The following is a 25,704-nucleotide window of genomic DNA, read 5'->3' as shown; positions in this document are numbered from 1 at the left end:
AATATTAGTGATTAAAAATATTAAAAATACAGTATTTTCCTTATTTATTATGTCATAATAGAGAAAAAGTTGAAGTAGGTGCTGAAGATGAAGAAATGGTTAATCGGCTTAGTAATCCTAGTTATCTTAGCGTTAGCAGGCTGGCAGATTTATCGTTATACGATAGGCATGGATGTTAAGCCGTTCGATAAAAGTAAGACTGAGAAAGAATATGCGAGTCTAAGTGAAGCAGATGGAAAGACATCAGATGCGATGGCTGATGCTGGTATGTCAGTGGTCGGTCTGGGGCAGGACTACTTCAAGCTCAAAAATGGTAACTACGTCATCCATCAACTTCTGGACGGACAACGACGGCATACAACGTATGTTACAAACAGCTATATACAGGTTGATGAAACAGGAAAGAGTAAGTTAACGATTGGAGAACCTTTTTTAACACCTATTATGAATAAGGAAAAGTTCAAGACGCAGACTTGGACGGAGAAAACACCGATTGGTGAGATTACTTTTAGAAGTGGTGATCTGAATAATGGGGTGAACCTTAATGATATTAGGATGGTCAATGATGATAATACGCAGGGTTTACGAGTAGAACGAAGTCTTAATCCCTCACTCATCCATATCGATAGTAATGGTCACTGGCTTGACGCTTCAAATTTTGCAGTTGGTGCTAAAGAAAAGATGAAAAGTTATGATTCAGTAGAACAAGCTGCATCAGCTACAGATAGAGTAGAAGACAAAGGGGAGCTACTCGATGTTCTTAAGTCAGATGCAGCAAGTTACTATATTTATAAACATCAATACGCGGACTTCAATGAATATACCATTTTACCTGTTATTAAAAAGGGAAATGCCTATATGGCAGGTAAATATCATCGATTTACTTTTCTAAATGATCAGAATGAAACAGATATGCTTATTGATTCGCAGTTTGAAGACAGCCTTGAAGGTCATGGCTATACTATCTTATTTAATAGAGAAGCGGAGAAACCATTGAAAGAGAAACTGCAAATTAAAGACGACAAGACTACAATAGCAATTAGAGAATTAAAATAATCAAGAGACCTTGAAGGAGGTTTCTGGACTTTTAAATGCTTGCTGAAAATATAGAATTCATTATGAAATCGGTGCGAGCAATTATGAGTCAAAAGGATATATACTACTAACAAAACGTCATTTTTTAATTGATGTTGAATATAAAGACTCGCAAACTACATTGAAAAAATGAAATAGATTAATCTCTGGATTTAAAATATGTTCACAATCATATGAACTGGACATTGCATGACGATATCTAATTTTGAGGAAAATAGCATAATGCAATTCTTAAAATTAAAATGCTATTATTGAGCTTAATTGAGATAATGAGAATTGATAAAAAAATATAAAAATGTAACAAAATGAAGCCAAGTAATGAAACAACCGAAGAGAAAATGACGACAGAAAAACCAGTGACTGAAAAACCAACCACAGAAGAAGTAACAACCGAAGAAACTATGACAGAAAAACCTACTTCCGAAGCGAAGAAAAAAGATACTGATGAGGTTGCAAAAGAAAAAGAGGATGCAGCAAATAGCGATAAAATTGAAGGTTTCAGTTTTGTTGACACCAAGGGTCGCGTTAATATTTCTTCTCAGGCATTCATGGATTATTATTTCTCAGGAAATAGAAGAACTAAGTTTGCAAATATTAAGCAAGGTATAACACGTAATCAGGTAGAAGCTGTTTATGATAAGTCTCAAGGTGTTGGACAATCTGCACAAACAGGTGTTGGTGAAAGATATGGAGATATTGTTGTAGTCTATAATCAGCAGGATATCGTAGATACCATTCTTCTTAATCCAACCGAGAAATTAAATGTCGAGGATATTCGAAGATTGTACGGAGAACCTACTTTAGATGAACATCAATATATGAAAGAAGGTATAGCGGCAGGCAAGGGTGGCGCATATATGCCGACCTTTATATATGACGGTAATAACCAGAATGGCTACCATGTCTCTGTAACATTCACAGGGATTGACGTTTATGTTCGAGCAATTGAGACAGATGAGGGAGACTTATCCCCTCAAACTACACAAAATCAGACTAAAGATGAAACAGTACAGAATCATCAAAATCAAGTGACAGAAGAACAAGTCAGAGCTTTTGTTCTTAAAGTCGGAAAACCTGATGAAGTAAATGATGTAGATTATAAGTTGCATCATATTGAAGGCTATAATAACTCCACAAGACATGACTGAAGGACTGACTTTTATGAATAACATACTACCTTATCAATATATCGGCATCAAGCGCCAGAGTCTGCGTCTGATGAAGGCTTATCAGACGATGAATGACCCTAAGATGAACCAGACATATCAGAGTCTCATCCAGGAGAGTGTCGAACGCATTTTTACTGAATCACTGCCTGAAATTGAAGCGTTTCTTGAAGTGGTCATGGATGGCTCTATTACGCGTCATCAGCTTGAGAAACAGCTTGAACTGCTTAAAATTTATGTCGAACCATTCAAAGCACCTTCTAATAAGGAGCTGGATAAACTTTTTAAGAAAGTGAAAAAACTGAAGTATCCGAACTGGTCTGACTATGACCTGACTGAGTCGACTTATATCGGCTGGAATGATGCTGGTCAGCAGAAGAAGTTCATCATTTTCTATCATGAAGGTGAACTCAGAGGTTTATACGGTGATTTATCGCCCTCTGTTAATAAGGGGATATGCCCGATCTGTAAGGCTGATAGTAAGCTATCTATGTTCCTGGCGACTACTAAAGTAGCAGGGGATGGTACTTATACCAAGAACGGCAATTATATCTGTCATGACAGTAATCGTTGTAACGGTCAGCTAGATGATCTGACGGGATTCTATGAATTTCTGACAGCGACTAAAACGGCATTTTAAGAAATCTCTGCACAGCTGTGTAGAGATTTTTTAAAATGAGAATAATTAATGTATTATGATAATCATAGTATATAACGTAAAAAAATGGTTGTAACTAAGGCACAGATAGAAGCATCTTATGGCACACCGACAGAGAAGTCGACTGTGGGCAGTGTTACTTTTATCTATAACGATAATCCGAACAATGGCTATCAAGTGGTGATTCTTTTTGTGAATAGTCAGGTAGCTCTGATTGAACAAGCTGCTGAACCTTAGAGAAAAACGGCATCTGTTCCTTTTAAACAAGGCGATATGACTGCCATGTATGAAGAATTCTACTACTGGGCAGCAGAGTTACAAAAAACGGCAACATGGCAGTGACTAAAATGTGGTTTACGTACGGTGCTGCTGGACGCGAAGATTGGTACGCAGAGACACCGTACGGAGAGGTGCAGGTTCAGGATAATGAGTATCCAGGCTTTAGTGATTTTCAGAATCATGAGATAGCGGATGTCGTTTTCTATACAGCGGCTGAAGGTTTGACCGATAAGTATGAACCTGAAGGCATTACAGCTGAAGGTTATGCACGCGTAGCTAAAGGTGGAACTGGCATTCATAAATACATGTTGGGTGATAATGGTGTTGTCTATGAAATGATTGCACCGAAAGATCAGTCATCATTTTCTTCTGGCTTTGGAGAGTATGATGATGGAATGAAAGGGAACTATACGCCAACACAGAAATTCGAAGTCTCAAATGACGAAACAGCGCAAGCAAAATGGAAAGAGATATTGAAGAAATATCAATAGTTTTTGAAGTGAATGCTTAATAGAAAACGCCTGTGAATAGAGGGATAGCTTCACAGGCGTTTTTATATCATTGTTATCTGAAAAAATGGTCATGTTCTACTAGTTAGGTGAAGAGTCATGAAATTTATAGATACCATACATGATGGTAAGAATGAGTCCACCCGCTATCATGCTGATATACCCCGGCATGTTATAGACGAAGGGTGTATGAAGAAAAATCAAAGGTATAATGAATAGTGCAAAGACAATACCGCTCAATAAATAAAGATTAATAAACTGCAGCACACGCTTTTTAGTAGAAGCTTTACCTGTTGCCGCCATTTCGTCTTTCTGGAAGTATCGGATGACGTAATTCAGCATGAGCAAGAATGAGGTAATTAACAATAGATAACTGACAATAAATGACCCCACATCAACAGGTTTTGGATCAATGAAAAATGAAGCAATCAAGTCTACTAGACCATGAATAAATAATATAGAGCCTAAAGGCATGATAGTGAGAATGCTAAGCAGTGCAGTTGTATTACGTCTGCTTTCTTTAGGCAGTTCTGCTATAAGGTCTTTTGCAAATAATTCTGTATCATCTCCAAAGAACTCTTCAGTTGTTATTCCTTTCTGCTGGGCTTCCAGTAGATGATCGAGCAAATCATTCAGCAGTTCTTCAGTAGCAAGAGTGCTTAGACGCCATTCTAAGCGAAGATAGATGAGTACTTTATCATACTCTCTCATATTTTCCTTAGTCAGTAATTCTCTCTTCTCGTTATTCAGTTCTATCAATTCACTTGTCTTCATCTTCTTCCTCCTTTTCATCTGTATTAAAGGCCATCGCCATCGAAAGACCAAACATCAAGCCTATTGCGATTCCAGATATCCCCATACTCTGATAAAATATAACACTCATCATTATCGCGTAAGAAATTCCCATAGTAATAGACATAGAACCCAATTTCATTTCATTATCCTCCTAGTCGGCTTTATTGGAACACAGGTATCCGATGACAACAGCGATAAGGGCCAGAACTATGTACATATACCAGTTGAGATGAGTCTTCGGACCCACATCCATGTTCTTAAAAATCATCTGTGAACCCAATATGGTTATTCCTCCAGCAGCATAGATAGGCAATTCTTTCAAAAGGTTATATTTACGGTCCTTAAATTCCTCCACATGTGAAAACTTTAGAAGGATAAACAAGCTTCCTAATACTCCAAACAAAAATGTAGCGACGCTGACGATTAACGCAACAGGATAAAATTCAAAGTGTCCACTGCTTGTAAAGGTGACAAATAATTCAACTATCATCATCAAAAGAAATAATAAACCTAATACATTAAATACGGCATAACCAATGACGGATAGCTTAAAAAATGTCTTCTCCGTAGGAAGTTCTTCTACTAATTCATTCGCATAGAGTTCCAGATTATCACCAAAAAACTCTTGTGCAGTGGCGCCATTAGACTGGCTCTCTAAAATATGATCTGCTAATTCATTCAGTAGTTCTAATGACTGATGATGTGATAATGAAAAGTCAGTCATGATATAGCGTCTAATGGAAGAGAAGTCATTGTAAAAATCTATATTCATCTGTTTTTCTTTATTTTCAATTTCTTTACCGAGAAGTTCTGTTGTATGCATATAATCACCTACTCATCTTTTTATAAAAGTAACGTGCTAAAACGAACAAGATAATACCTGACGGAATTGCATAATAATATTTAAAACTCATAATAGAGCCGATCGGGAAAAAGATAAAGAATAACAAAGGAACCATTAACATTAAAAAGACTAACAGATAAATGATTAGTTTAGTTTTTAACGTTTTAGATGTATTGTTCCTAGCAGTTATTATCATAAAAAAAGTAAGAAGACTGACAGTAACTACAAATACAGTGCAACTGATGATGAGCGAGATAAGTGGAAATCTTAGGTGGGTCCCTGTAGCAAGAAGCTTGATTAAATCTCCTACACCATAAGCGAGTGTGACGCTGCCTAAATTTAGAACAAGAATGAAGAGAAAATGATACAGCATTTTGTAACGACTTTCGTCAGGTAGCTCAGCCGTTATTTCCTGTGCAAATGCTTGATAATCATCACCGAAGAAATCTGCAGTCTGCGTTCCGTTTTCTTGAGCTTCAATTAAATGATCGAGCATATCGGACAAAATGACATGTGCATCACGCTCAGATTTGGTATAAGAGAATCTGACATAATTAGCGACTGCCATAAAAGCAGCTTTATTGCTGCCGTTTAAATATTTTGTTTTACGCATGTAATCTAAGTTCATCGCATTAAACTCATTCAAATGTTTGTCCTCCATTCAGTAATTCCGTAATCGGTCCCTGTATTGTATTCCATTCTTCTATCATTTCATCGAGTGCCTGTATACCTTGAGCGGTAATGAAATAATATTTTCGTTTAGGACCTAGTTCACTTTCACGCATCTCACTAGTGATCAGTTCTTTCTTCTGTAAGCGGAGAAGAACGGGATATATTGTTCCTTCACTAATATTACCGAGACCAGAGTCCAGCAGTTTCTGTGAGAGCTCGTAACCATAAATTTCTTTTTCTTTAATAATGGACAGGACGCAAGCATCCAGCAGTCCTTTCAGGAGCTGAGTTCTGATACTCATCGCTTCACCTCTCTAGTTTGTAATACAAGGTAGTGTGGAGTAAAAAAACTACTTTGTAATGCAAAGTAGTTAAGTATAGTATAGAAAATATGGAATTAGATGTCAAATGATTATTTTCTTAAAAAATATCATATATATTTTATTTGTTATTTATTATAAAATAATTATCGTTAATCGATAATTAAATATTGTAATATGATAATATGTGATTTATAATAAGATTATCTTGAAAAGAGAGGAAGATAGTTATGAATCAAAATGAAGCTAGTAAATTCAGAGGTCTACTAAAAGTTCTCGATGTGCTCTATATGATTGCTGTTGGACTCATATCATTTGGTTTTATTGTTGTATTAGGTATAACCATCTATTTATCGACTCAAAGTGAAGCGGCTATCAATCAATTGTTGAAAGCGGAGAATACAAAACTCACTTTCTCGATAGGTAATACATCCTATCAATTTGCGAATGAGTATCTGCAGGGACATCTAGCAGTGGATAAGAATTTACTATTAATAGTTTTAATGGTCGGACTGTTTAACTTAGCATTAACACTTACCATTGTCTGGTTAGCACGCAAACTGATTAAAGCATTTAAGCAGGATCAGTTCTTCCATAAAAACAATGGAAATTTTATCGAAAGTATTGCTTGGCTCGTACTTGTTTTAGGTCATACATTTCAGACGATGATTTCATTAATTGGTATGCTGATGATGAAAGGTACGAATCTCGATCAGTTTTTATTAGAACATAACGTTATTGCTTCAACGAAATATCAATTGCTGACATTCGACTGGAATACTGTGCTCATTGCGATTACAATATGGTTTATCGGCAGAGCCTTTAAATACGGTGCGTTTCTGCAAGAAGAATATGACGCGACGGTTTAGGAAGTGAGAATATGATTATAGTCAGATTAGACCGGGTGATGGCCGACCGGAAAGTCAAGTTGAATGAACTGGCAGAACAAGTCGACATCAGTGTCGCAAACTTATCCAACTTGAAAACTGGAAAAGTGAAAGCAGTGCGTTTCTCGACATTGGAAGCCATTTGTAAGGCACTCGAATGTCAGCCGGGAGATATACTTGAGTATCAAGACAATGAATAATAATAGATTGGCTGAGAAATAACTCAGCCAATCTATTAATTTGTATTTTGATTAATTGTTTTATAGTAAGGGAGGTGACTAATACGTGACTTATCGCCGATAATATAAAATTCTTTTTTAGCTCGAGTCACAGCCACGTTTATGAGATTTGGTTTGGAACATGACCAGTTTATCGCTCCATTTTGAGTTTCATCTGTGCCAGTGACAAAGTAGACTTTGTCAGCTTCTTTACCTTGGAAAGTATGAACAGTTCCAATTGATTCCTTAACCCATGACTTAATTATCTTTTTATCGATATTTAAGTGTTTATTAAGTTCAGTTTGTACCTTTATTTTCAACTTATCTTTAACTTCTGAAAATGGTGAAATAATATATACATTTGGCAGAGATTCAGTATTTTTCCAATCTTCTATGAGAAGTTCTACTAGCTTATCTCCTTGTTCTTTAACGTACTGTTTACTGACAGCAGAACCCTTTTCATCGATCCATTTTACTTTTCCTGAGGTATCAAAGTAACTAGGTAAAACCATTTTCCCTTCATAGGCAATCTCATTTGCTATTGTAAACATTGGGTTTAAACATCGACGATGAACCCAAAGGGGTATACCGTTCCATACTTTATTTTCTTCATTTTCTTTATAGTAACCATATGGATTTGAAAGATCAGCCAATGTTTGTACTGATACATCTTTATCAATAATGGTTTCTGGAAGTTGATAAGTTTTTCTGATTAATTGAAGAAGATAATCATCAATAGTAACTACAGGTTCTATTTGGATAGGATCCCCTACCACAATAGCTTTTTTGCTTCTATAAAGAGCTCCGACAGCTGCTTGTGGAACTGCTTGACCTGCTTCATCTATGAATAAATAGTCAATGAAATCTTTTGGCATTGTCCGATACATATTGCCGAAGCTAGCAAAAGTAGTACTAATGACCGGGAAAATTAAATGTATTAAATTCCAAGCATTTTCTACTTTAAGTGGCGCAGTATCCAGATAACTCCTACGATTTTTAAAATCTTTAAGAATAGTAAGAACCTTAGAATGATTAGCAATCAGAATCGTCTGATGTAAAATCATAGCTTGAACAAATAATAATCCTCTGTAGTGTTGTAATTCATCTGTGACCCAAGGAAGGCTGCATTGACGTTCATCATAATTATCATCTGCCCAAAAACTTTCATCAGGTATAATATATTTATTCTTTATAACTGCTATCTGCTTAGTTAATTGATCAGCTTCATTAGATTCCTTCTGCAACTGATCAATTTCTATCTCATTTTGCATTAAAGAGTCTTCATTAATAATTAATGATTTTTCCAATTCATCTATTTCGGTTAGCAAACTTTTTTTTTCAAGTAACAGAGAATTTCTATCTTCAATCAGAGGATTGTTTGTGATATTCTTCTGTCTCCCAAAAAGACTCTTTAAAAAATTATTTTTTTGCTTACTTTCTTCGGAGATGATAAGGATTTCAAGCGTATCAATTCTCTCCTGTAAATTATGGAGTCTTTGGTTCAAGTGCTTACTATCTGTTTTTAATGAATTAATAGTCTGAATGATATTTTGTTGTTTATTTAACGAATCTAAATATTTAGAGTTTAAGATTTTTATATCATTAATCCTTCTATTTAAGGATACATAAGTTTGTTTATCTTCATTAATATCTTTTTTTATCGCTGTAATTTTATCCAATGTTTGCTGGAAATCAGATTTTTGTTTTAAAAACTCATTATAAATATTAGTTGAACGAGATAGTTTATTTAAGATAGCAGTTAATTTATTAGTATCTGTATTATTTTCATTACTCTCTATTAAAATATCAACGACTTTATTGATATTATTGGTACGGCCGAATACTCCTGAGAATAGACCCCATGACTCTTCATTGATTAATTCTGAAGAGATAGATGAGAGATCTGATAATTCTTTTGTGTATTTATGGAGTTCTTGCTCAAAATTTAGTTTTATTAGTTCCTCCTCTGTAGGGTTCTCTGGGATCTCTAAAGGTCTTATAATCTCTGAAATTTTAGGTAAATCTTTGGAAATATTTTCGACAGCACCATTATTACTTGAAGACACTACCATTTTGAAATGAGTGAGTGCAGAATCAATTACAGGGATATCATGCTGATCCATAGGGTTTACTTTCACTTTAGTAAAAGCTTTATAGGGTGAGGAATAATTAGTAATTACTTTTGCCCTTTCAACTACTAAGTGAGCGAAAATATCTTTTAACAAAGTAGTTTTACCTGTTCCTGGAGGTCCATTGACAGAGCTAATTGGATTATCTGATTGTATAATCTGATTAACAGCAACTTGCTGCATAAGAGAGAGACGATGCTCAACTAATGATGGCCATCTTCCGTCAGGTAAGTAATCTGGAGATAATATAGATTCGATATATTGTCTGTTTTCATCTACATTTATTCTTTCATTTTCATTTTTTCCTTCTATATAATATTTTAATGTTTGGTTAGGAGAGTTACGCGCTTTTTCTATATCTTGAATAAAGAAGCTGTTGAATTCAGATAATTTTTCTTGATCCTGTTTAATGTACTCAGTGCTGATGTAATGCGTAGATGGCGCTTGAGACTGAAAGACATAAAAGAATTTTGAATAAGCCATGTCTAATTTTTTCAATTTATCTAAGGTTAAAATATCATCTGCTATTATTTCTAGTGCTCGCTCTTTAAACTGATTAAATGTCTTTTCATAATCACTATTGATTTCTGAATGAATATTTTGTTTTGTTGCTTTAAGTACATACATCAGCAGAGGAACATGAAAGGTGTCCATATTAATTTTTCCTTCATGATTCACTTCAAATGAGTAACTGAAACATAACTTTTTTGATTTATTATATATTTCTTCTTTGTATTGATTGGGATTCAGTTTTTCAAAATAATCATGAATCTGATAGTAATAAAATGCATAACGATAAAACTTAAAATGTTGCTGATACTGTATGGATTTGGTTTCTGAAATGATATAATTTTCATTTTCCCAGATAGGATTATAACTGTCTGCACCTATTACTTGTTTTTGTTTAACAAGATTTTTAAAAAATTCTTTTTCTAAATACTTTTCAGTATTTTTAATTTCTCCAGGTTGAAGAGCTTCTATGATGAGCCATGCAGATAGTGTATTTTTTATTTTATCCATATAAGCCTCCTTAAAATGAGTAACTTTAATATGTATTGTGACATTAAATTTATTAAATATAAAGAATAAAAAGATATAGTAAGGATTATAGATACAATCCACTGTAATGAAACAGTTTCAAAATATCTTATATTATAATATCCAATATAATTCTTAATATAATAACTCTTTTGTGAACATTTTTACAAAACAATTTTCTCATGTCTTTTTACTTTTGAAGAGCAAGCCTCTTTATCGCTGACTACTCAAGGTGCAACTAAAATCTACAAGACACTTAAAGATTGTGTGAAGCAGTATCAGACATTTGATTTAGGTGCCGATACCTATTTTGAATATGTAGCAGATCCTATTATTGCTTACAAAGATGCTGATTACTATCAGCAGAATATCTTCAATCTGACACCGACTAGTACGATGTTCTATACAGATATATTGACGCCCGGCTATGATAGTGAAGCAAAAGATTTCAGTTATAAACAGCTGCACCTGTTAAACGAAATTTATGTCGACAAAGAACTAGTGCTATACGATAATATGAAGCTGATACCACATGAACATGAAATCGGTGATATTGGTTTTATGGAAGGCTATACACATCTAGGTTCATGTTACTTTATTCATCCTGAAATTAATCAGACTTTACTTGATGATCTTGTAGAGATGATTAAAGGTGAGGATAGAGACATACGTTTCGGTATTAGTATGATGACCATCAACGGTTTTACACTTAGAATACTCGGTAACCGTACGTATGATATTGAGCACATACTATTGAAGGTTCAGCAATATATTAATGATCAGCATTATCAGCGACCAGTGCCGTTCTTGAGAAAATATTAATAAATTAATAGGTTAAAAGAAAAGAGACCTGAATTAATGAAAATTAATTCAGGTCTCTTTTTATTATTTATATATTATTCATTTAAATAAGATTGCAGCATCCAGTTATGTTTCTCAAGGTCTGTAATCATACTGAGGAATATATCCGCTGTCATATCATCATGAGCATCTTCTGCCTGCTGCTGTCCTTTTTTCAGTTCGCTGATGATTTGATTGAAGTCATGAGATAATTCAGAAACCATATCTTCTGCTGAGAGTTTTTGTTTAGCTTCTTTAATGGCAGACAATTCAAGTGATTCTGTTAAAGTAGCTACCGGATGTCCGCCAATTGCAAGCAGACGTTCTGCGAGTTCATCGATATACGTTGCTGCCTGTGTATAAAGTTCTTCAAACTTCGCGTGCAATACAAAGAAAGTAGGCCCTTTAACGTACCAGTGAAAGTTATGCAGTTTCGTGTAAAGGACTGTCCAGTCCGCGATTTGTTGATTGAGTGAGCGATGTACTTGTTCTTGATTAGTCATATATGAGCATCCTTTTCAATTAAATTAGTCTAAATTAACGTTATTAATATCAATACCTAGTGCTGATGCAATACCTTGGCCATACTTAGGATCTGCTTTATAACAGTGTTTAATATGGCGGTGTTTTATTTCATCTGAAACGGGTGACATTTCTCTAGCTGTGTTATCAAATAGACGTTGCTGCTCATCTGATGTCAGGATATTGAACAGCTTACCTGGTTGTTCGAAATAGTTATCGTCGTCTTCACGGAAGTTCCATTCGTAAGCAGCACCGTCCAGTTCAAGTGCTGGTTTCTTATAGCGTGGATCATCCTGATGATCACCGTACTTATTTGGATAATAGTTTGTATGTGATCCTAGGTTGCCGTCGATTCGCATCTGCCCATCTCTTGAGAAGGGACAGCCACCTGTTACTGCTTTAGGTGAGTTGACAGGAATCTGGAAGTGGTTGACACCGAGACGGTAACGCTGTGCATCGCCGTATGAGAAGAGGCGGCCTTGTAACATTTTGTCAGGTGAGAAGTCGATACCTGGAATGATATTCGTCGGAGCAAATGCTGCCTGTTCAACTTCAGCAAAATAGTTCTCGGGGTTACGGTTCAGTTCGAATTCACCGACTGGAATTAGAGGATATTCATCTTTGAACCAGACTTTTGTCAGATCAAATGGGTTGTCCTTATGATTTTTTGCTTGCTCATCGGTCATGACCTGAATATACATCTTCCATTTCGGGAAATTACCTTCTTCGATTGCATTAAATAGATCACGTTGACTAGATTCACGGTCACGCGCGATGACTTGTTCTGCTTCATCAGCTGTAAAATTCTCAATGCCTTGCTGTGTTCTAAAATGGAATTTGACCCAAACACGTTCCCCGTTATCATTATACATACTATATGTATGTGAACCGAATCCGTGCATATGACGGAAACCTTTTGGGATGCCTCTATCTGACATCAGAATGGTCACCTGGTGCAGTGCTTCAGGTAAAGCAGTCCAGAAGTCCCAGTTGCTTTCAGGGTTATGCATGTTCGTTTTTGGATCCCGTTTAACAACGTGGTTCAGGCTGGCGAATAGTTTAGGGTCACGGAAGAAGAAGACGGGTGTATTGTTGCCGACCAGATCCCAGTTGCCTTCTTCAGTGTAGAACTTAAGAGCAAAGCCACGGATATCACGTTCTGCTTCAGCAGCACCGCGTTCACCAGCAACAGTAGAGAATCGTGCAAACATCTCAGTCTGCTTACCGATTTCTGAGAAAATCTTAGCATTCGTAAATTGTGTAATGTCATGTGTTACTGTGAACGTCCCGTATGCTCCAGATCCTTTAGCGTGCATACGACGTTCAGGAATCACTTCACGGTCAAAGTGTGCCATCTGTTCGAGGAAGTAGATATCCTGCATGAGTAATGGACCACGCGGACCTGCTGTCATGGAATTTTCCCGGTCTCCAACAGGTGCACCGAATAGTCCTCTTAATTTTTTATTATTATCGTTAGTCATTTCATATTCCCTCCTTATTTATAATTATTCTAATTTAAATAGAAATATAATTCAACCTTTTTATAATAATTATAATCTGATTCATTTGAAATGGGGCAGATGATGGTTTAATGGCTTTGAAATTTATTGAAGTTGATTAGTGGTAATGTAATGAAAGTAGGGAGATGCCAGATGAAACGCGTACAAATCCACATTAAGTAGACTTCCAAAGGTAAGAGAAGAATTGTAAGAAGTTACTAACATGTGAAAATCAAAACAATAGCCGCCTACAGCAAACTGTAGACGGCCATTATCATTCTTCTAAATAAGCTTCCTTTAAAGAAGTATCTCCGGCAAATTTATGAAGAACCATTCCTTTAATTTTCGGATTTACAAGACGAGCCATACCGCTCTGATAAACAGGTGCGATAGCAGCATCCTCGAGTAAAATAGTTTCTGCTTGCTGTAATGAAGTCCAGCGTTTTTCTGGATTATCCAGCAGTTTTCCTTTTGAGTCATGAACAAGCTGATCAAACTCCTTATTGGACCAGCCGGTTTCGTTGTTTGTTGCGTCAGTCAGGAAGAGATCAACATACGTCATTGGATCCGGATAGTCTGCACCCCAGCGTCCAAACGAAATTTCGTAATTTTGATCAGCTTCCAGTTTCAGTTTCTGCTTAAATGGCTGCTGTTTAATGGTCAACTTAACGCCTGGCAGATTCGTTTCGATCTGTTCTTTCACATATTCGGCATCTTTCTTTGCTGTATCCTGATCATATGTCAAGTATTCGAATGAGAATGAATCTTTGCCAAGTTCTTTTTTTGCTTGTTCATAATACTTTTTCGCTTCTTCTTTATCATAATTCAGCGGAGATTTCACACCCTCAACATAATCCTTGCCATCTGGACCGGAAACGAATTCTGCAGGTGTCAGTACATCTGTTGCTTTTGAACCATTGTTTAGTAGTGTATGCACATAGCTTGCCTTATCAAATGACTTCGCAAGAGCAAGACGTAGATTCTTATTCTTTAAATCAGGTACTTTATCCTGATTGAAGCGCATAAAATATGTCCGAGCTTCAAGCTGCGCATCAAACCCTTTCTCATTCTTGTATTTGCTGACCTGCTCCGCTGCTAGTTGTGTTATATCTAGTGAACCTGTTGAATATAGATTAGCGGCAGTCTGCTGATCCTTGACCACTTGATAATCAATTTTTTTAAGTTTGACTTTATCTTTATCCCAGTAATGTTTATTAGGTGTCAGTACATAATTTTTCTCAACATTCCATTCGGACAGTATAAAAGGACCATTATATAAGGTTGAATCTGCAGTAACACCGTAATTGTTTCCTTCTTTTTCAACGAACTTCTGATTCTGAGGATAGAAAGTTCCAAAAGCCAGTAGCTCCTGGAAGTAGGGCACGTTTGTATTAAGTTCAATCTGCAAAGTATGAGCATCCAGCGCTTTTACACCCAACTCTTCAGGTTTTTTCTTACCGAGATTGACATCTTCAGCATTTTTTACGTCATACATAATATATGCATATTCTGCACCAGTAGCAGGATTAAGCGTACGTCTCCATGAATAGACAAAGTCATCAGCAGTAACAGGATCCCCGTTCGACCACTTAGCATCTTCTCTAAGTTTAATTGTCCATGTCTTACCGTCCTTTGATTTCTCAGGTTCTCCTATAGCAACACCAGGCGTAGCTTTATCCTTATCATCCAGCATATAAAGTCCTTCCATGGTCTGATTCATCACGTTGAATGCAACCATATCAGTAGCAAGAGAAGTATCAAGTGTCGGAATATCTGAAATAGACATCAGCTTAAGCTCCTGCTTGAGTTTACCATCAGCAGAAGTATCGTTATTTTTACTGTCTTTCTCTGAAGTTGAACAAGCAGCTAATCCTGATACTGTCATTAATGATGCGAGCAATGCATATCCTTTTTTCATAGCCAGACCCCCATATGTTTAAAATAATTGAATTTTCAGAATATTAAACTCATTATAACTTAGCGAAATATAAATACAAGTATTATTTTGAATCTTTATTCATTTATTTGACTAAATTACAATAAGGAGGAGAGACATCATCTCAAATAGTGAAAAAAGTTTAGAATAATCTCTCGCGGGTAAATATAAATATCACATCTATAATAGGAGGCTGTTATGACAGAAGAAAACAAAAATGTAGAAGAAGTTAAAGAAGAACGTGTAGAAAAACGTTTTGAGCAGGACGCAGCTGCTGAGCAACAGAACGAAAACACTGAAGAAGTTGAAAAGAAGAATTTCATCTAAATCTATACATTTTATTATAGAAGGAATTGTCAATAATGAAATTTGACGATTTAAAGAAGCAAGGATAAGATTATTTAAATGATAAGTTAAATGACTCTAATGCTGGTGATGATTCAAGAGAGGCTGGCGCGGGGCATGATGATACTTCTAATGATAAAAATAGTAGTTTTTAAACCCATACATCCTAGGATGTATGGGTTTTTTTGTTGTGACTTTGCGATGATAAGAAGTGATAAACAATTTGTCGTACTATGTCGAAAATAACAATTAAATGTCGAATACTAATACTTGAAACTAAAAGCGCTAGAGCTCTAAGGCTGGATAAAAATGGTTTATAAAAAATAGTTATATTATAATAACTATTTATTTGAGAGTTGATTAAATATGACTAGACAGGTGGAAAAGTTAATAAAAATAACGATTGCCATTTTTTTAAAAGAGGTTAATATTAAGTCTACAAAACTCATAAGAAAGGGGGGCGAAGACGATTAATCATCTAAAAAGAAAGTTTTATTTATGTTAATAACATTGTCAGTTGTTATCAATTCAGTCTTACGGGCAGCTTACGCTGATATGACAACATCGACTGCTGATAACGAAAACATTATTAAATTACTTGAAACTTCTCATAATAACTCCGAAATTAACTGGCAACTTGATATCAATAAACTGTCGAATAATTTGTCGAAAGATGTCGTCACTTTAAAACTGCAAGGTGCTCATCAAATCGATTTACCTGCTCTAAATGCAGCTTTCAAAGAACAGAGAATTGAGGTCTCGCAACCTGACGGTAGTCAATCTATCTACCGATTGAAGATTAATGGTTTGACTCAAGCATATACAGTGAACCTTAAGACATATATTATTGACCAGTCATCAAATTATCGTTTGACAGCTGAAACGACGAGCAGCGAGGCACCTATTCAATCATCTGATGTTGTCTATCAGCTGAAAGAAGTAACAGGACAGCTTGATTATCAGAAGGTTCCAGTTGATGTAACAGCACCGGACACTATCATTTATCTTGTCAACACATTGACGAATGAGATGGTTCAGAAACAGAGTGTACCATCAACGGCGACGACGTATATATTTAATTATGTAAGAACGTATGATAACAATGGAAGGGCTATTGACTAAACCATTACCACTCAGAAATTACGTAATTACACAACGACAAAGGAAAAGATATCATTACACTGCTGACCTGCACGCCATCTGGTCATGAACGGTTGCTGATCTATGCTGAGCGAACGACGAAGGATGGCGATAAAGTTCAACCTAAGCCCGAAACGTCTCAGTTGAATACAGATCTAAGTTTGATGGATACTCTGAAAGTGCTCGCTGAATCCTGGCATATCTTGTTGTTGGTAGCAGTACTAACTATCCTCTTCATTCGTACAATGATGCAAGACAGAAAATAAGAGAGACGTTGAGTGTGAGTCAGCGTCTCTCTTATTGTTTTATCACACCTATGATACCTTCATCATTTAAGTTAAGGTCATGTGTCTTACTTTTAAATGAAATTTCATTATTGGCATCGATGTAGTAGAGTACCAGTGTATCATCTGATAATTGATTATAGGCAGATGCCTCTATTTCATCAATATTTTGATTGCTGACTAGCTTATTAAGATCCCTTAACCCTTTATCACCAAAGAGTATATGGGCATGCATATAGGTGTTCAGTTGTTCATTAGCCTTTTCGCTGTCAGATTGCAGCATATAAACCGATTTTAAGCCGAACTCTTCAGCGAGAATATCAAATGCCATCATATTGAAAGTTAAAGATGGTGTGATAATCAGACACTTATTAAATCGGATCAAATCAGCATGCAGGCGGTCTTTTTCAGATAATATATTTCCACGGTACCGTTCAATACCATCTTCAGGTTTAACGGGGCCACTTGAAAGGACGTCTGCTATCATCACTGGAATACCATGAGATTTAATCTGTTTTGCCAGCGTGACGGAAAACTGATTATCTCCGATTAAGATAACACCTTCTGGTTCAGTGCTGGATAGATCCAGACGTTTGCTGAAAGGACTGAAGCTGAAGCCGTATATGACGACTGATATAAATGAAAAGGCAAAGGTAATTGGTAAAATCATATCAATCATTGCTAAATCTGTTTGCTGAAACTTACTTGCAAAAAATTCTGCGACAGTCAGTGCTACAATTCCACGTGGCGCGACGAAAGAAACAAGTGCCTTTTCTTTAAATGAAATTTCGGTGTTAACGGTTGAAATAAAGATAGCTAAAGGTCGAATGATAAAAATCATCAGGATGACAAACAATAAAACCTGCCAGGACAATATAGAGCGTAACATGTCAGTGGTCAATGAAGCTGTAATAAGAACAAAGACCGTTGAGACACAGATGAGAGCAAGCTGATCAATAAAATGATTGGACTCGTGGAAAATAAGATGTTCTCGCTTAGCACGGGCCATCATTAAGCCAAAAATAGTAACTGCCAAAAGTCCTGACTCATGTAGAACGGTATTACTGAGTGCAAAAATCAGAAAAATAAATACAAACTGGATCGGTGCCATGAGCTCCTGAGAAATTTTATCTTTATAAATCATTTCTTTAAACAATAATCCTGCTATTACACCAAGAACGGCTGCGAAACCTATACCAGCACCAAAAGCCAGTAAACTCTTAACATTAAAAGATTGATAAATATAGAAAAATAAAAGAGCAATAATGGGACCTATCGGATCCAGGATAATACTTTCCCATCTTAAAATGGAATCAACAGTCGATTTAACTTTAGCCTGTTTAAGGAGGGGCTGAATAACGGTAGGGCCTGTAACAATAAAGAGGCTGCCGAGTACTAGAGCGATAGCCCAGGGTAAATCGACGATATAATGCAGAGCCACTGTACCCAGTACAAGGCCGATGATAGAACTAATCAGCAATATACGCTTAGTGGCGATTGAGATAGATCTTAGTTCACGAATATCTAGATTGCTGCTCCCTTCAAATAAAATAATGGCGACTGAAAAGGAGACAATCGTGCGGTAGACATCGTCACCCATTATTTCCTGCGGGTTAAAGAGTCCGAGAAGCGGACCTATCAATAAGCCCGCAATGGCCATCAGTACGATGGCCGGCCATTTCAGAATACTGGCGAGCCATTGACTGAAAATAGCAAGTGCTAATATAAGAGATACCATTAGAGTAAGAGGAATTTCAAAGTTCACGCGTTGACCTCCTGATAGATTATTTAACGAGTGCGCCTTCTATAGGCGATGATTTTGGATGAACTATATAAGAGTAGTCCTGCCCATATTAAACTGAAGGTCACGAGATGCGTAAGTGTGAATGCTTCGTTGAACAGAAAAACACTTTGCAATAACATCAGTGTAGGTCCGATATATTGCAAGAATCCAATAAGTGATAATGGAATACGCCGGGCACCTGCAGTGAATAAAATAAGTGGAATAGCAGTCAGTGCGCCCGAAAAGAGTAATGTAAAGCTATCCTGATTGAGACCGAAATGACTCATATTCGCACTTCTCAAGTAAATAATACCGATGAGTGCAAAAGGTAGAGTAAATAAGCACTCCAGAAGTATAGTATACATGGCATCAATACGGATATTCTTTTTCAGCAGCCCGTACACCGCGAATGAAGCCGCAAGCATCACGGAAATATAGGGGAATACACCTAGTGAAAACGTCATAAATAAAACACCAGCTGCTGCCAATGCGATGGCAATCCATTCGACATTAGAATAACGCTCTTTCATGAAGAAGAGACCCAGCAGAATACTCATCAGTGGATTAATATAGTAGCCGAGACTGGCCTGCATCACGTGTCCATTCGAAACAGCCCATATAAACAGCCCCCAGTTGATGGCTATAACGAGCGCAGCGGTAAATAAACTCAGCGTCTGTTTAGGTTCCTTGAATAAACGCTTTGTCTGCACGGTGAATTCTGTTGTCTTGCGCAAAACTATAATTAGAAAAATCATAAAAGCAAGAGACCAGATAATACGATGTGCAAGTATTTCATATGGATTGATAGTATCTATGAGCTTCCAGTAAAGCGGTAGCACACCCCAGATCATATAACTGAGTGCTGCATAGATCATACCTTTTTGTTGTTCAGACATAATTTCACCTCTTTCATATCATAGCAGACACATTGTCAGAAAATAATGAAATTGTCTTAAATATAAATGATTTAATATTTTTAATAATCTGATATTTACAGTGGATTTTCAGCTTGATAAGATAATACTAATTTAATAATGAACTCTTATCCAGAGTGGCGGAGGGATGTGCCCTGCGAAGCCCGGCAACCAGTCAGACGACATGGTGCTAATTCACATAAAGCGATTGCTTTAGAAGATGAGAGGAAGCTGATACTTTCTCTATTTTTTGATGGAGAAAGTATTTTTTATTGTTGAAGTTAATTTTGAGGAGGAAACTGTTATGAAAAAAGGATTAGGTTTATTAGGGGCTATTGTATTATCAGCTTCACTTGCGGGATGTGGTGCGTCAAGTGCTAAAGAAGAAAGTAATAAAATTGTCGTCGCAGCATCCCCGACGCCGCACGGTGAAATAGTGAAGCATGCAGCAGAAGAGATGAAGAAAAAAGGTTATGATGTTGAAGTTAAAATTGTTAATGATTATAAAGTACCGAATAAACTACTCGACGAAGGTGACGTTGATGCTAACCTGTTCCAGCACATCCCTTATCTAAATGCCGAGAAAAAAACACACGGCTATAAAATAGAAGAAGTCGGAAAAGTCTTCACGACACCGATGGGCGTATACAGCAAGAAGTACAAAAAACTGAGTGATATTCCAGACGGTGCTGAAATCTTCGTATCCAGTAATCCTGCTGAAGAAGGACGCTTCCTGTCATTCTTCGTTAATGAAGGTGTTATTAAGCTTAAAGAAGGTGTGAAAATTGAAGACGCCAAGTTCACAGATGTCATTGAGAACAAAAAGAATCTGAAATTCAACAATAAGCAAAGTGCAGAGTTTCTACCGAAAACATACAAAAACGGTGAAGGTGCTGCAGTGATCATGAACTCCAACTATGCGATAGACAATGGTATCATCCCGCATAAAGATGCGATTGCACTTGAAGGGAAGTCTTCACCATTTGCCAATATCCTTGCTGTTCAGGAAGGACATAAAAATGATAAGAAGTTCCAGGACTTAATTAAAGTACTGCAATCAGATGATATGAAAGCATATATCACAAAAGAATTTGGACAAGATGTTATTCCGTATGATGGTAAGTAAAGAAGACATTGAGCAGCTGCTCAATGTCTATTTTATTTTACAAAGATAAATGGTATTTTCATGTAAAAAGGGTATAGCAAAGAAAGAGAGGGAGGGATTATTCATGAAAAAAGAAAATATTTCTTATTGGACTAAATCTGCTGCAATTACTGACTTTACTAAGCTGGACCAGAATATTCGTACTGAAATTCTAGTTGTGGGCGGGGGGATAGCAGGTATTTTAGCTGCTTATCGACTGGCTGAAGCCGGACACAAAGTGGTGCTTGCTGAAGGGCGTAAACTTGTACAGGAAACAACTGCTAATACGACGGCTAAGATTACGGCGCAGCATCATCTTATGTATCAGGAGATGCTGGAAAATCAAGGTGAAGATAAAACACGGTTATTCTATCAATCGCAAATGGATGGTATCCAGGCAATTGAAACACTTGTTAAGCAATATCAGATTGACTGTGACTTTGAGAAAATATCCAGTACGCAGTTAACTGATGGTCGTAATGAAGAGGCAATTCGAAAAGAATATGAAGCTTATGAAAAACTGGGCATCAAATCAGAACTACATGAACAAGGGTTAAAATTACCTGTTAAAAATACGTTAGCACTCGAAATGCCTAATCAGGCACAATTTCATCCAGTCAAGTTTCTGTCTGGAATGGTGGAAGCCTGTGTTAACCTCGGCGTTAAGTTTTATGAGGAGACATTAATTACAGATATTAATAAAGTGCAGGCAGTCACAGATCAAGAAAAGACGATTGATTTTCAGAAAGTGATAGTCGCTACTCATTTTCCTCTTATTAACATAAAAAATAATTATATTTCTGAGCTCCAGATTGAACGTTCTTATATTGTGGCAGCTGAAGGAATGAATATTCCTGTCGGTATGTTTCAGACTGTTGATGAACCTAAGCGGTCATTGAGACATTATCATACTAATAATGGAATCGGTGTATTAGTGGGTGGAGAGAATCATATTACAGCAACGGTCAGTCATATGGATGATGCTTATGACAAACTGAGCGAGTTTGCGTTTGAAGTATTTAAAGGTAATGTGACCGATAATTGGTCGGCACAAGATATGATGACAGTTGATAGAATGCCTTTAATCGGTGCATATGATGCTCAGAACCCGAATCTTTTTATTGTCACTGGCTTTAATAAATTCGGAATGGCAAGTGCTGCAGTTGCGGCGGAACTTCTTACAGATTTAATTAACAGACGTGAAAATAACTATGCATCCTTGTTTGAGCCATCACGAATCAAGACACTAGGCAATCAGGCCAAAGCAATCGGTAAGCAGATTAAAGATGCGATAGTAGGAGAAGCGGCAGCGCTGAAAGATCATCGTACTGATCCATCTGAATTAAAGGTAGATGAAGGTGGAATATTCAATATCGAAGGTAAACTGACAGCGATTTATAAGGATAAACAAGGAAATGAACATCATGTCAGTCCGTTCTGTACTCATCTCGGCTGTGTGGTAAAGTTCAATGATGCTGAGAGGACATGGGACTGCCCTTGTCACGGCTCAAGATTTGATCAAGATGGCTGTGTGCTGGAAGGACCGGCAACAAAAGATTTGAATTAATATGAACAAAGCTAAGTTTCGTGGATAGCCATTCACGGAACTTTTTTATGTGAGGACAAGTATTAATTATGTAATCGCATACTTTTTTCTTTAAATGTAAAGGAGTATAATGAAAAACAAGTAGAAGGGTAGGAGGAAATAGAACATGACGAATAAAACCGATGTCATCTTAATTGGTGGCGGTATTATGAGTGCGACGTTAGGTATACTGTTAAAAGAATTGAAACCTGAGCTAAATATCAGAGTATTTGAGAAGCTGGATAAACCTGGTCTCGAAAGTTCTAATGCATGGAATAATGCCGGTACTGGACATTCTGCATTATGCGAATTGAATTACACTAAAGAAGATAAAGATGGCAATATTGATATCTCAAAAGCACTTGATATCAACGAACAGTTCCAGTTATCTAAACAACTGTGGGCACATCTTGTGAATAAAGGCCTTCTTAAAGAACCTCAAAATTTTATTATGCCTGTACCTCACTTAAGCTATGTAAGCGGAGAGGATAATGTTCGCTTTATCAAGAATCGTTACCAGACATTAGCTGACAATCCACTTTTCAAAGGTATGGAAATCACTGAAGATAAAGACGAGATGAAACAGTGGGTTCCTCTTATGATGGAGGGACGTGATCCAAATGAAGTAATGGCCATTACTAGAATGGAGTCAGGGACTGATATCAACTTCGGTCAATTAACTGAAGATTTATTTAACATCTTGATTGAGCAAGGTGTGGAAATGAATTATCGCCACGAAGTTAAAGATTTGAACCGTGTGCAAGGCGGCGGCTGGCAAGTCAAAGTATACAATGAAGATATGAAAAAGACGGAATATCATAATGCAGATTTCGTATTCATCGGAGCGGGCGGCTATAGCTTGCCATTATTGCAAAAGACAAATATTCCGGAATCCAAACATGTCGGAGGATTTCCGGTCAGCGGTCTTTTCCTCGTCTGTAAAAATCCAGACATCGTTAAAAAGCATCATGCCAAAGTGTATGGCAAAGCTAAAATCGGTGCACCACCTATGTCAGTACCTCACTTAGATACCCGCTACATTGACGGAGAGCAGTCTTTATTATTCGGTCCTTATGCCGGTTTTTCACCTAAGTTCCTGAAAACAGGTTCTTATCTGGATCTATTTGGTTCAGTTAAACCGAATAACCTCCTTACAATGTTGTCAGCTGGGGCAAAAGAAATGAAACTGACGCAATACTTAATTGAACAAGTCATGCAGTCCAAAGAACAACGTATTGAAGAACTACGTGAATTTGTACCTGAAGCAAAATCAGAAGACTGGGATATAGTTGTAGCGGGACAGCGTGTACAGGTCATCAAGGATACAGATCAAGGTAAAGGGACACTTCAGTTTGGTACAGAAGTGATCACGTCACAGGATGGTACAGTGGCAGCATTACTTGGTGCTTCACCAGGTGCTTCAACTGCAGCGCATGTTATGTTACAAGTACTAGTTAAATGCTTTAATAATCAGATTCCGGATATTGAAGAACGTCTGAAAGATATCATTCCTTCATATGGACAGAAATTAGGGGACGATGAAGCATTGTTCGAAAAAGTGAACCAGGAAGTATCAGAAGCACTGAATTTAATACCTAAACAATAAAAGCAGCCGAATGGCTGCTTTTATTTTGTATCTATAGAAGGTATGAAAGTGAAAAGATAGGCAGGTAATTCATGTTGGAGACGCTTAGTAAGGAACAGTCCTTCTTCATTATGTTTCGTTTCTAGTGCAGCACCTTCTGGAATGAGGGTATTCGTTTCGAGATCGAGCCACTGACCATAGCGATTAGACCAGCGAAATAAATCATCGTCTAGCGAGTCAGAAAGAGTGAATGACTCTGCATCAAGGTTTAAGTGACAAGCTGCACACCACAGCGGATCAGCTCCATAATCTGCTGATACATTAATATGAGTAAGATGTGAACAATCACAGAGTTGAGACATGGTAAAATCCCTCCTTTAATTAATAGAAATGGTAAAGCGCGCCAGTTCATGAAGAGAAGTGGAGATAATTCCTTAGAACTCTCACTTATCTATTCTCCACCCCATATTCTATTATTACAAATTCTTCCAACACATCTCCAGCGAGGATCCATTCATAATCTGCTTCTTTAAATCCACAGCGTTCATAAACTTTAATGGCACGTTCATTATATGTAGCTACGACTAATCGAATATGTTGAAAACCCTGTTTTCTAATGAAATCAATCGCTGCTTGCACAAATTTTTGACCATGACTTTGATTCGTTAAATCAGGGTTCATACCGATTCCTAAAAAAACAAGTTACTTCATTATAATGTAGTTTAAGCATGCCGATTAATTCTGGCTTACTGAATACACTATAAAAGTGTTCTTCTTGCTCAAATGTATCAGCTGTTAAATTATATCGTTCATAGGGTGCTGTATAACGCCATTTTAAAATTTCCTGTTGATCTGCTTGTGTCATCTCTTGAATGAAATACATTAGTATTGCCTCGGATTCAATTCATCGATGACTTCTTTTGGATCATGTCCAAAACGGTTCGGTCCTTCAGTGCCATCAAATGTCATCACAACGAGCAGTACAACTTTACCAATAATACCCATAAATCCAATAGTCAGCTGCAAGTTTTCATAAATGAAGTAGCTTGGAAGTTCATCTATAAATTTGATGAATGGCATAATCAAATACCACCAGCCTGATATATTTAAATCTTGAAGTCTTCTGAAGAAAACAGAAAAGGTCGGAATACAGGTCACCGCAAAAAACACAAAATTAGCTGTCATGTAAATATGATTATCGTTAACTTTATAATATAGAAGGACAATAAGTGAAACAATGGTATAAAGACAGGTATGAATAAGGAACGGAACCCAGAATTCTTTACGTCTTGCACGGTCGTGCAGATTAAAGGCTTCAGTCCAAAATCTTTTATATGCTTCTAGGTTAGACATTCTTACAATCATCATAACGCCTACTTTCTTTCTCTATTCTCAAAATATAGCATACTTCATTTAGAAATAAAGTTATCGGTTGAACTTTTAATAAAACTTTAAGGTGAATTATCACATATACAAGCTAGTACGGGGTATAGTTCAACATCTTAATGAAAATGAGG

At 36.7% G+C, this 25,704-nt stretch carries 27 protein-coding genes and 1 riboswitch; of the genes, 13 read left to right on the top strand and 14 right to left on the bottom strand.

The window, feature by feature from the left end:
* The first annotated feature begins 87 nt into the window (after positions 1–87).
* The 5 genes from ERX37_RS08960 (at position 88) to ERX37_RS08945 (ending at position 3,689) form a co-directional block, all read left to right on the top strand.
* A complete protein-coding gene (locus ERX37_RS08960) occupies positions 88–1,056 on the top strand; it encodes a hypothetical protein (protein WP_133430333.1) in 969 nt (322 codons plus the stop codon).
* 344 nt (positions 1,057–1,400) lie between these two features.
* A complete protein-coding gene (locus tag ERX37_RS08955) occupies positions 1,401–2,243 on the top strand; it encodes a hypothetical protein (RefSeq protein WP_133430332.1) in 843 nt (280 codons plus the stop codon).
* A 13-nt stretch (positions 2,244–2,256) separates the two neighbouring features.
* Positions 2,257–2,901 carry a FusB/FusC family EF-G-binding protein gene (locus ERX37_RS08950; RefSeq protein ID WP_133430331.1) on the top strand — a complete coding sequence of 215 codons (645 nt, stop codon included), beginning with the start codon at positions 2,257–2,259 and terminating at the stop codon, positions 2,899–2,901.
* A gap of 84 nt (positions 2,902–2,985) precedes the next feature.
* Positions 2,986–3,156 carry a hypothetical protein gene (locus tag ERX37_RS11450; protein ID WP_165982026.1) on the top strand — a complete coding sequence of 57 codons (171 nt, stop codon included), beginning with the start codon at positions 2,986–2,988 and terminating at the stop codon, positions 3,154–3,156.
* Positions 3,157–3,266: 110 nt separating this feature from the next.
* Complete coding sequence (locus ERX37_RS08945; RefSeq protein ID WP_165982025.1) at positions 3,267–3,689, top strand: hypothetical protein; 423 nt, start codon at positions 3,267–3,269, stop codon at positions 3,687–3,689.
* 99 nt (positions 3,690–3,788) lie between these two features.
* On the opposite strand, the gene ERX37_RS08940 is transcribed toward ERX37_RS08945, so the two are convergent.
* Genes ERX37_RS08940 through ERX37_RS08925 form a run of 5 tightly spaced genes read right to left on the bottom strand, consistent with a single transcriptional unit; the run spans position 3,789 to position 6,320 of the window.
* Positions 3,789–4,481 carry a DUF1129 family protein gene (locus tag ERX37_RS08940; protein WP_165982024.1) on the bottom strand — a complete coding sequence of 231 codons (693 nt, stop codon included), beginning with the start codon at positions 4,479–4,481 and terminating at the stop codon, positions 3,789–3,791.
* A complete protein-coding gene (locus tag ERX37_RS11445) occupies positions 4,468–4,641 on the bottom strand; it encodes a hypothetical protein (protein ID WP_165982023.1) in 174 nt (57 codons plus the stop codon). The genes ERX37_RS08940 and ERX37_RS11445 overlap by 14 nt, the downstream gene beginning before the upstream one ends.
* A gap of 12 nt (positions 4,642–4,653) precedes the next feature.
* On the bottom strand, positions 4,654–5,325 hold the full coding sequence (locus ERX37_RS08935) for a DUF1129 family protein (RefSeq protein WP_133430328.1): 672 nt from the start codon (positions 5,323–5,325) through the stop codon (positions 4,654–4,656).
* A 4-nt stretch (positions 5,326–5,329) separates the two neighbouring features.
* On the bottom strand, positions 5,330–5,992 hold the full coding sequence (locus tag ERX37_RS08930) for a DUF1129 family protein (RefSeq protein ID WP_165982022.1): 663 nt from the start codon (positions 5,990–5,992) through the stop codon (positions 5,330–5,332).
* Entirely contained in the window at positions 5,985–6,320 is a 336-nt protein-coding gene (locus ERX37_RS08925) for a PadR family transcriptional regulator (RefSeq protein WP_133430326.1), read from the bottom strand. Before ERX37_RS08925 ends, ERX37_RS08930 begins: the two co-directional genes overlap by 8 nt.
* Positions 6,321–6,568: 248 nt before the next feature.
* On the opposite strand from ERX37_RS08925, the gene ERX37_RS08920 reads away from it, so the two are divergent.
* Together ERX37_RS08920 and ERX37_RS08915 are read left to right on the top strand one after the other, a co-directional pair.
* Positions 6,569–7,207, top strand: a complete 639-nt coding sequence (locus ERX37_RS08920) for a DUF2975 domain-containing protein (protein WP_133430325.1) — start codon at positions 6,569–6,571, stop codon at positions 7,205–7,207.
* A gap of 11 nt (positions 7,208–7,218) precedes the next feature.
* Complete coding sequence (locus ERX37_RS08915) at positions 7,219–7,425, top strand: helix-turn-helix domain-containing protein (RefSeq protein WP_133430324.1); 207 nt, start codon at positions 7,219–7,221, stop codon at positions 7,423–7,425.
* Between the two features lie 35 nt (positions 7,426–7,460).
* On the opposite strand, the gene ERX37_RS08910 is transcribed toward ERX37_RS08915, so the two are convergent.
* Positions 7,461–10,592 carry a DEAD/DEAH box helicase gene (locus ERX37_RS08910; RefSeq protein ID WP_188352335.1) on the bottom strand — a complete coding sequence of 1,044 codons (3,132 nt, stop codon included), beginning with the start codon at positions 10,590–10,592 and terminating at the stop codon, positions 7,461–7,463.
* 192 nt (positions 10,593–10,784) lie between these two features.
* On the opposite strand from ERX37_RS08910, the gene ERX37_RS08905 reads away from it, so the two are divergent.
* Positions 10,785–11,432 (top strand): urease accessory protein UreD, encoded by a 648-nt coding sequence (locus ERX37_RS08905; RefSeq protein ID WP_133430323.1) that lies wholly within the window; start codon positions 10,785–10,787, stop codon positions 11,430–11,432.
* Between the two features lie 74 nt (positions 11,433–11,506).
* On the opposite strand, the gene ERX37_RS08900 is transcribed toward ERX37_RS08905, so the two are convergent.
* The 3 genes from ERX37_RS08900 to ERX37_RS08890 all read right to left on the bottom strand — a co-directional run bounded on the left by ERX37_RS08900 (position 11,507) and on the right by ERX37_RS08890 (position 15,389).
* The gene (locus tag ERX37_RS08900) at positions 11,507–11,953 is read right to left on the bottom strand and encodes a Dps family protein (protein WP_133430322.1); all 447 of its coding nucleotides are present in this window, start codon (positions 11,951–11,953) and stop codon (positions 11,507–11,509) included.
* A gap of 24 nt (positions 11,954–11,977) precedes the next feature.
* Complete coding sequence (locus ERX37_RS08895) at positions 11,978–13,453, bottom strand: catalase (RefSeq protein WP_133430321.1); 1,476 nt, start codon at positions 13,451–13,453, stop codon at positions 11,978–11,980.
* Between the two features lie 292 nt (positions 13,454–13,745).
* The gene (locus tag ERX37_RS08890; protein ID WP_133430320.1) at positions 13,746–15,389 is read right to left on the bottom strand and encodes a peptide ABC transporter substrate-binding protein; all 1,644 of its coding nucleotides are present in this window, start codon (positions 15,387–15,389) and stop codon (positions 13,746–13,748) included.
* 216 nt (positions 15,390–15,605) lie between these two features.
* Here ERX37_RS08890 and ERX37_RS11720 point away from each other — a divergent pair, with 216 nt between their 5' ends.
* The gene (locus ERX37_RS11720) at positions 15,606–15,734 is read left to right on the top strand and encodes a hypothetical protein (RefSeq protein WP_268234315.1); all 129 of its coding nucleotides are present in this window, start codon (positions 15,606–15,608) and stop codon (positions 15,732–15,734) included.
* 516 nt (positions 15,735–16,250) lie between these two features.
* A complete protein-coding gene (locus ERX37_RS08885) occupies positions 16,251–16,874 on the top strand; it encodes a hypothetical protein (protein ID WP_133430319.1) in 624 nt (207 codons plus the stop codon).
* A 315-nt stretch (positions 16,875–17,189) separates the two neighbouring features.
* On the opposite strand, the gene ERX37_RS08880 is transcribed toward ERX37_RS08885, so the two are convergent.
* Entirely contained in the window at positions 17,190–18,941 is a 1,752-nt protein-coding gene (locus ERX37_RS08880) for a cation:proton antiporter (protein ID WP_133430318.1), read from the bottom strand.
* Positions 18,942–18,964: 23 nt separating this feature from the next.
* Positions 18,965–19,858, bottom strand: a complete 894-nt coding sequence (gene rarD, locus ERX37_RS08875; RefSeq protein ID WP_188352339.1) for an EamA family transporter RarD — start codon at positions 19,856–19,858, stop codon at positions 18,965–18,967.
* Positions 19,859–19,998: 140 nt separating this feature from the next.
* A riboswitch (SAM riboswitch) is annotated at positions 19,999–20,100 on the top strand.
* A gap of 77 nt (positions 20,101–20,177) precedes the next feature.
* Between rarD and ERX37_RS08870 the strand changes: the two genes are divergently transcribed.
* The 3 genes from ERX37_RS08870 (at position 20,178) to mqo (ending at position 24,208) form a co-directional block, all read left to right on the top strand.
* Positions 20,178–20,999 carry a MetQ/NlpA family ABC transporter substrate-binding protein gene (locus tag ERX37_RS08870; protein ID WP_133430316.1) on the top strand — a complete coding sequence of 274 codons (822 nt, stop codon included), beginning with the start codon at positions 20,178–20,180 and terminating at the stop codon, positions 20,997–20,999.
* Between the two features lie 103 nt (positions 21,000–21,102).
* Entirely contained in the window at positions 21,103–22,584 is a 1,482-nt protein-coding gene (locus ERX37_RS08865) for an FAD-dependent oxidoreductase (RefSeq protein ID WP_165982021.1), read from the top strand.
* A 145-nt stretch (positions 22,585–22,729) separates the two neighbouring features.
* Positions 22,730–24,208, top strand: a complete 1,479-nt coding sequence (mqo, locus tag ERX37_RS08860; protein WP_133430314.1) for a malate dehydrogenase (quinone) — start codon at positions 22,730–22,732, stop codon at positions 24,206–24,208.
* A gap of 20 nt (positions 24,209–24,228) precedes the next feature.
* Here mqo and ERX37_RS08855 read toward each other — a convergent pair whose 3' ends face one another.
* The 3 genes from ERX37_RS08855 to ERX37_RS08845 all read right to left on the bottom strand — a co-directional run bounded on the left by ERX37_RS08855 (position 24,229) and on the right by ERX37_RS08845 (position 25,552).
* Positions 24,229–24,549 (bottom strand): hypothetical protein, encoded by a 321-nt coding sequence (locus ERX37_RS08855; protein ID WP_133430313.1) that lies wholly within the window; start codon positions 24,547–24,549, stop codon positions 24,229–24,231.
* 85 nt (positions 24,550–24,634) lie between these two features.
* A complete protein-coding gene (locus ERX37_RS08850) occupies positions 24,635–24,868 on the bottom strand; it encodes a GNAT family N-acetyltransferase (RefSeq protein ID WP_133430312.1) in 234 nt (77 codons plus the stop codon).
* Positions 24,869–25,069: 201 nt separating this feature from the next.
* Positions 25,070–25,552, bottom strand: a complete 483-nt coding sequence (locus ERX37_RS08845; protein ID WP_165982020.1) for a DUF805 domain-containing protein — start codon at positions 25,550–25,552, stop codon at positions 25,070–25,072.
* Positions 25,553–25,704: the final 152 nt, after the last annotated feature.

This window comes from Macrococcus hajekii, from assembly GCF_004359505.1.
GTDB lineage: Bacteria > Bacillota > Bacilli > Staphylococcales > Staphylococcaceae > Macrococcus > Macrococcus hajekii.
The sequence above is the reverse complement of the archived record's forward strand: the minus strand, read 5'-3'. Positions and strand labels throughout refer to the sequence as shown.

What these genes read in the sequence shown, in the direction of transcription:
- ERX37_RS08890 (WP_133430320.1), bottom strand. Translation starts at nt 15,389, where the DNA reads ATGAAAAAAGGATATGCATTGCTCGCATCATTAATGACAGTATCAGGA.
- ERX37_RS08865 (WP_165982021.1), top strand. Translation starts at nt 21,103, where the DNA reads ATGAAAAAAGAAAATATTTCTTATTGGACTAAATCTGCTGCAATTACT.
- mqo (WP_133430314.1), top strand. Translation starts at nt 22,730, where the DNA reads ATGACGAATAAAACCGATGTCATCTTAATTGGTGGCGGTATTATGAGT.
- ERX37_RS11720 (WP_268234315.1), top strand. Translation starts at nt 15,606, where the DNA reads ATGACAGAAGAAAACAAAAATGTAGAAGAAGTTAAAGAAGAACGTGTA.
- ERX37_RS08845 (WP_165982020.1), bottom strand. Translation starts at nt 25,552, where the DNA reads ATGATTGTAAGAATGTCTAACCTAGAAGCATATAAAAGATTTTGGACT.
- ERX37_RS11450 (WP_165982026.1), top strand. Translation starts at nt 2,986, where the DNA reads ATGGTTGTAACTAAGGCACAGATAGAAGCATCTTATGGCACACCGACA.
- ERX37_RS08920 (WP_133430325.1), top strand. Translation starts at nt 6,569, where the DNA reads ATGAATCAAAATGAAGCTAGTAAATTCAGAGGTCTACTAAAAGTTCTC.
- ERX37_RS08960 (WP_133430333.1), top strand. Translation starts at nt 88, where the DNA reads ATGAAGAAATGGTTAATCGGCTTAGTAATCCTAGTTATCTTAGCGTTA.
- ERX37_RS08950 (WP_133430331.1), top strand. Translation starts at nt 2,257, where the DNA reads ATGAATAACATACTACCTTATCAATATATCGGCATCAAGCGCCAGAGT.
- ERX37_RS08855 (WP_133430313.1), bottom strand. Translation starts at nt 24,549, where the DNA reads ATGTCTCAACTCTGTGATTGTTCACATCTTACTCATATTAATGTATCA.
- ERX37_RS08850 (WP_133430312.1), bottom strand. Translation starts at nt 24,868, where the DNA reads ATGAACCCTGATTTAACGAATCAAAGTCATGGTCAAAAATTTGTGCAA.
- ERX37_RS08910 (WP_188352335.1), bottom strand. Translation starts at nt 10,592, where the DNA reads ATGGATAAAATAAAAAATACACTATCTGCATGGCTCATCATAGAAGCT.
- ERX37_RS11445 (WP_165982023.1), bottom strand. Translation starts at nt 4,641, where the DNA reads ATGAAATTGGGTTCTATGTCTATTACTATGGGAATTTCTTACGCGATA.
- ERX37_RS08870 (WP_133430316.1), top strand. Translation starts at nt 20,178, where the DNA reads ATGAAAAAAGGATTAGGTTTATTAGGGGCTATTGTATTATCAGCTTCA.
- ERX37_RS08895 (WP_133430321.1), bottom strand. Translation starts at nt 13,453, where the DNA reads ATGACTAACGATAATAATAAAAAATTAAGAGGACTATTCGGTGCACCT.
- ERX37_RS08945 (WP_165982025.1), top strand. Translation starts at nt 3,267, where the DNA reads ATGTGGTTTACGTACGGTGCTGCTGGACGCGAAGATTGGTACGCAGAG.
- ERX37_RS08900 (WP_133430322.1), bottom strand. Translation starts at nt 11,953, where the DNA reads ATGACTAATCAAGAACAAGTACATCGCTCACTCAATCAACAAATCGCG.
- ERX37_RS08940 (WP_165982024.1), bottom strand. Translation starts at nt 4,481, where the DNA reads ATGAAGACAAGTGAATTGATAGAACTGAATAACGAGAAGAGAGAATTA.
- ERX37_RS08925 (WP_133430326.1), bottom strand. Translation starts at nt 6,320, where the DNA reads ATGAGTATCAGAACTCAGCTCCTGAAAGGACTGCTGGATGCTTGCGTC.
- ERX37_RS08935 (WP_133430328.1), bottom strand. Translation starts at nt 5,325, where the DNA reads ATGCATACAACAGAACTTCTCGGTAAAGAAATTGAAAATAAAGAAAAA.
- ERX37_RS08955 (WP_133430332.1), top strand. Translation starts at nt 1,401, where the DNA reads ATGAAGCCAAGTAATGAAACAACCGAAGAGAAAATGACGACAGAAAAA.
- ERX37_RS08915 (WP_133430324.1), top strand. Translation starts at nt 7,219, where the DNA reads ATGATTATAGTCAGATTAGACCGGGTGATGGCCGACCGGAAAGTCAAG.
- ERX37_RS08885 (WP_133430319.1), top strand. Translation starts at nt 16,251, where the DNA reads ATGTTAATAACATTGTCAGTTGTTATCAATTCAGTCTTACGGGCAGCT.